The organism is Bacillus benzoevorans, assembly GCF_014207535.1.
GTDB classification, from domain to species: Bacteria; Bacillota; Bacilli; order Bacillales; family Cytobacillaceae; genus Bacillus_BD; species Bacillus_BD benzoevorans.
Genome location: NZ_JACHGK010000046.1, coordinates 1 through 3,709, shown reverse-complemented (window position 1 = coordinate 3,709; position 3,709 = coordinate 1). Strand labels below are relative to the sequence as shown.

6 protein-coding genes are annotated in these 3,709 nt (G+C 35.0%); 4 read left to right on the top strand and 2 right to left on the bottom strand.

What is annotated here, in order from left to right; all coding sequences use genetic code 11:
* Nucleotides 1-165 precede the first annotated feature (165 nt).
* A complete protein-coding gene (locus HNR53_RS23005) occupies nt 166-1,281 on the bottom strand; it encodes a transposase (RefSeq protein ID WP_343065383.1) in 1,116 nt (371 codons plus the stop codon).
* On the bottom strand, nt 1,277-1,747 hold the full coding sequence (locus tag HNR53_RS23000) for a transposase family protein (RefSeq protein ID WP_184530513.1): 471 nt from the start codon (nt 1,745-1,747) through the stop codon (nt 1,277-1,279). The genes HNR53_RS23005 and HNR53_RS23000 overlap by 5 nt, the downstream gene beginning before the upstream one ends.
* A 308-nt stretch (nt 1,748-2,055) precedes the next feature.
* Between HNR53_RS23000 and HNR53_RS22995 the strand changes: the two genes are divergently transcribed.
* The 4 genes from HNR53_RS22995 (at nt 2,056) to HNR53_RS22980 (ending at nt 3,502) form a co-directional block, all read left to right on the top strand.
* Nucleotides 2,056-2,235, top strand: coding sequence for a PspC domain-containing protein (locus HNR53_RS22995; protein ID WP_184530511.1), 180 nt, complete (start codon nt 2,056-2,058; stop codon nt 2,233-2,235).
* A gap of 113 nt (nt 2,236-2,348) precedes the next feature.
* Nucleotides 2,349-2,561 carry a DUF6366 family protein gene (locus HNR53_RS22990; protein WP_377802159.1) on the top strand — a complete coding sequence of 71 codons (213 nt, stop codon included), beginning with the start codon at nt 2,349-2,351 and terminating at the stop codon, nt 2,559-2,561.
* 124 nt (nt 2,562-2,685) lie between these two features.
* Nucleotides 2,686-3,201, top strand: a complete 516-nt coding sequence (locus HNR53_RS22985) for a hypothetical protein (protein ID WP_184530507.1) — start codon at nt 2,686-2,688, stop codon at nt 3,199-3,201.
* A 67-nt stretch (nt 3,202-3,268) separates the two neighbouring features.
* Nucleotides 3,269-3,502 carry a nucleotide-sugar transporter family protein gene (locus tag HNR53_RS22980; RefSeq protein WP_184530505.1) on the top strand — a complete coding sequence of 78 codons (234 nt, stop codon included), beginning with the start codon at nt 3,269-3,271 and terminating at the stop codon, nt 3,500-3,502.
* Nucleotides 3,503-3,709 lie beyond the last annotated feature (207 nt).

Below are 3,709 nucleotides of genomic sequence, written 5' to 3'. Positions count from 1 at the left end.
AGGGATTCTAACCTTCTAATTTAAAGATGCTTCCCCTGCCTAATTGGAAAAATTAGGTGGGGGAATTTTAAATGCACAAGTGGGGGATTTTTGAGGCTCTTACGCAAATCTGGTGAATGAATAGAGATTTATGTATATGTACTTGATATTATTTTTTAAAAATAATTATTTCCAGCGATATAATACTCGGTTTCTCAATAATGTAAAACTAGCGCGGCCATAAAGCATTCGCTTTATTGTTTTTAATCTATTAATCTGTCCTTCTATCACTCCATTGCTGTATTTGTAATGAATCGATAATAGGATCGCTTGAAGCTCTTTTTTTAAATAATTTAGGAACCTTTTGATTTCAGGAACGGTATTCTTTTTCGTGGATGAAATTAGCTTTTGAATATTTAAGGAGTCATAATTATTTACACATTCACGAAAGTATTGGACAAATGCGTATATCTCTTGAGTTTCAGGAAATTTCATTAATGCATAATTAAGTTTATGTCGTTCTTCTTCTGGTAGCTGTTGATTCAACTTCCAATAAAGCGGTATAGTTGATTGCCGATCATAGGATTTTTCTAGTGGCTTTACTTTAACAAAATCCTTTAAGAGTTCTTTTCGAATAGCTGCTACTTTTACCCTTACAGAATCAAATCCACCCTTAAACCCTTGCTTTTTTATATGTTCATAGATTAGACGTGAAGTGAAATGATCTTTTACCATTTCATATACGGCTTCTAAAAATGGGTTCAGCATCGAGGGTCTAGGCTTCTTTTTCTGAATGGGGAAAGACTCAAAATTAATATACTTAGAAACCGTTCTACGATCTAGTTTATATTTACGAGTAAGTATTCGTATTGGGATACCCTCATTATATTCCTTTTGGATTTCTTGTATCAACAGCCACTTTTGCTGTCTCTTGGGATTTAGTTTGGGGAGTTCTGGTTGGTTATCATCTATTGGTGTTGAAGCAACTTCTGTTTCTCGAGTTATTTTATCCCAACGCTGAGGTAGTAATCGTTGTAAAGCTTCCAACATATACTTATGCAGGTTTTGAAGCAAATGGAAACGATCCATTATTTGCATGATAGGGCGTTCTACACATTCAATAGCTTTTCGATAGGTGCCAGAACCATCTCGCGTGATCAGTTTAATGGTCGAGTGGTCTTGAATCCACTTTGTAACATCTTCTTGTTTTCGTGAGGGAAGCAAATCAATGGGTTGCCCTGTAGTTAAATCACAAAATAACGTGCCATAATAGCAGCCTTTCCGAAAGGCAAAGTCATCAATGGCTACAAAAGGGTGAATCCTTATAATCAGATTGAATGTCTGTTTTTTTGATTAAATTTAAGAGTGTATCGTGACTAGTTGGCATATGCAAACTACGGCATACTTTTTCAGCTTGTAAACAGCTCATGGAAAACGCCAGAGTTCGAAGAGTTTCTTCCATTCGATTGGTTTTTCTACGGTAAGGACTTAGCCACGTCAATCGTTCAGTAAAAATTTTTGTGGAACAATCAACATTATCACAAAACCATTTATGCAAGTGGATAATCATTGTGACCTCTTTGTCTTGGATAGGGATATCACGGACAACTCGAACATAGGAACAATGAGGGCGCTGGGAAAGGTTACCACAATTAGGGCAAGAAGCAGACTTGGTTTCTAGTTTAAAAACAAACGTTAGACCATTAGCATCTTGATTTAAATTTAATAGTTTCAAATGTTGATCTAGTGGTTGAAGGATTTCATGCATGATTGATTCCTCCTTCCGTTTCTATAATAATTATATCACGAAAGGATTTATCAAGGTCATTCACCAAAACCTCGTAAGAGCCATTTTTGAGTTGACAATTACAGAAAACAGAAGAAAAGCAATAAATGCAAAAAAGGATACAGGAAAAATACAGAAAAATAAAGCGAGAAAATAGAGAAGAAAAAACGACTGGCAAAAAAGAGACTATTATTGTTGCTTTTGCCGTTTTCTTAATTATTATTCTGAATTCCCTGATTAAGGAGTTTTGATAGTTACTGTAAAATAAAGCCATAAAGGTGGGGATGAAAATGCAAAGACTAACAAAATCATCAAGTGACAAAGCGTTATTTGGAGTATGCGGAGGAATAGCTGAGTTTTTTGGTATATCTTCTTTTATCGTAAGACTGATTTTTTTCTTTACTTCTCCAGCCTCTTTCTGGGTATATGTAATTCTCAGTTTGGCGTTAAAAAATAAACCATCCCTATAAAAATATAATTATGAAAATGTGAAAAATACATTTGAACTACTAGGTAAGATGCTTCAAGAACGTAGGATCACCTTTTAGCTTATTCAAGTAAAGTGGCAGAATGTTCAACAATGATGAAGGTTAATGAAACTCCTGAACAAAAAAGAGAAAGACTAAGACAAGAGGAATTGAAAAGAAATCCAACGGGTAGTATGAATGATGCTCTTTATAGAGCAAACAGTGGTGGTCTTGCAGATTTAGTAGGCAGTTTAGGTTGGAAAGGCACAGGGATACTAATCCTTGTAATCATAATAGGAGTTATAATTGCTTCAATACTCTTTAAGTAACGGTGCGTTTCTGTAATAATCAGGAACGCTTTTTTACTAACGGAGCAGGTTAGTTTATAAGCGAAAGATGGTAAATATAGAATGTTAATGTATAGTCAAAATTTCTGTGTTAGAGGGGTCGAATATGAGAGAAGAAATTAAATCTCAATTAGGAAAGCTATTGGGCTTAAAATTTCAGTATGCAGGACGGGCATCAAACCTCTTTTGGCTTGGGTTTGGGGATATAGTTCAAATAACCCGAAGAGATAGAACCGAGGAAACGGCAGAATACGCTTTACATGTCCAATGTTCGTGGAGAATTACTTTTGGAAACAAAATTGTTGTTGCTTCAAGGGATTTCTATTCTCCAAACTCGCAATGTGATGAAAAAAATGAGGATTTCGATTGGGATATTCAAGGTAACAACAGATTCGATGAACGTATTAATACTTTTCAAAAAGACAAGGAACAATTAATTGTATTACAAATTGATTCTGATGAAGTTGGTGGATTAAATGTCACCTTATCTGGTGGTTACAAGTTAGAAGTATTTCCAGATAGCTCCGAGGACGATGAACATAGTGAACATTGGAGATTCTTTAATCGAAAAGAAAATAATCCTCATTTTATTGTTACTGGAAATGGAATTGAAAAAGTTTGAACTTCGAACTGGCAGTTTAGTTTAAGAACTGATTGGAATCTGGATGTAACATAGAAAGGAATATTAAATGGAAAGTATTTTATTATTAATTTTCGGTGTAGGATTTATTACTTTGGGCGTTAGACATGATAAAAATATTCACAAAGAAGAAGGTTTTGGTTTGAGTGGTTCTATAATTCTCGACTTTATAACGAGTTGGACAGGCAAATTACCATATTGGTTTTCAAAAACAATTTATTTATTAATTGGGGTTGGATGTCTAATTGGAAGTTACCTCACTTATTTTCAAGACGGATTGTGAAGGATTATTCTTCAACTAACGGGTAGCGATTGTCCAATAGGGGCAGTTGCTTCTTGTGTTAACGGGGCAGGATAGTTAAACATGAAATTGGATACTTGTGGTAGTCTGTATTAAAGGGAGCATTCCTGTTAGAAGGATTTTCGGGGACTTGAACAAAAAAGAGCCCTCTTGGTATGATACGGGGTGTCAAATCGTTGCGCGAAATGA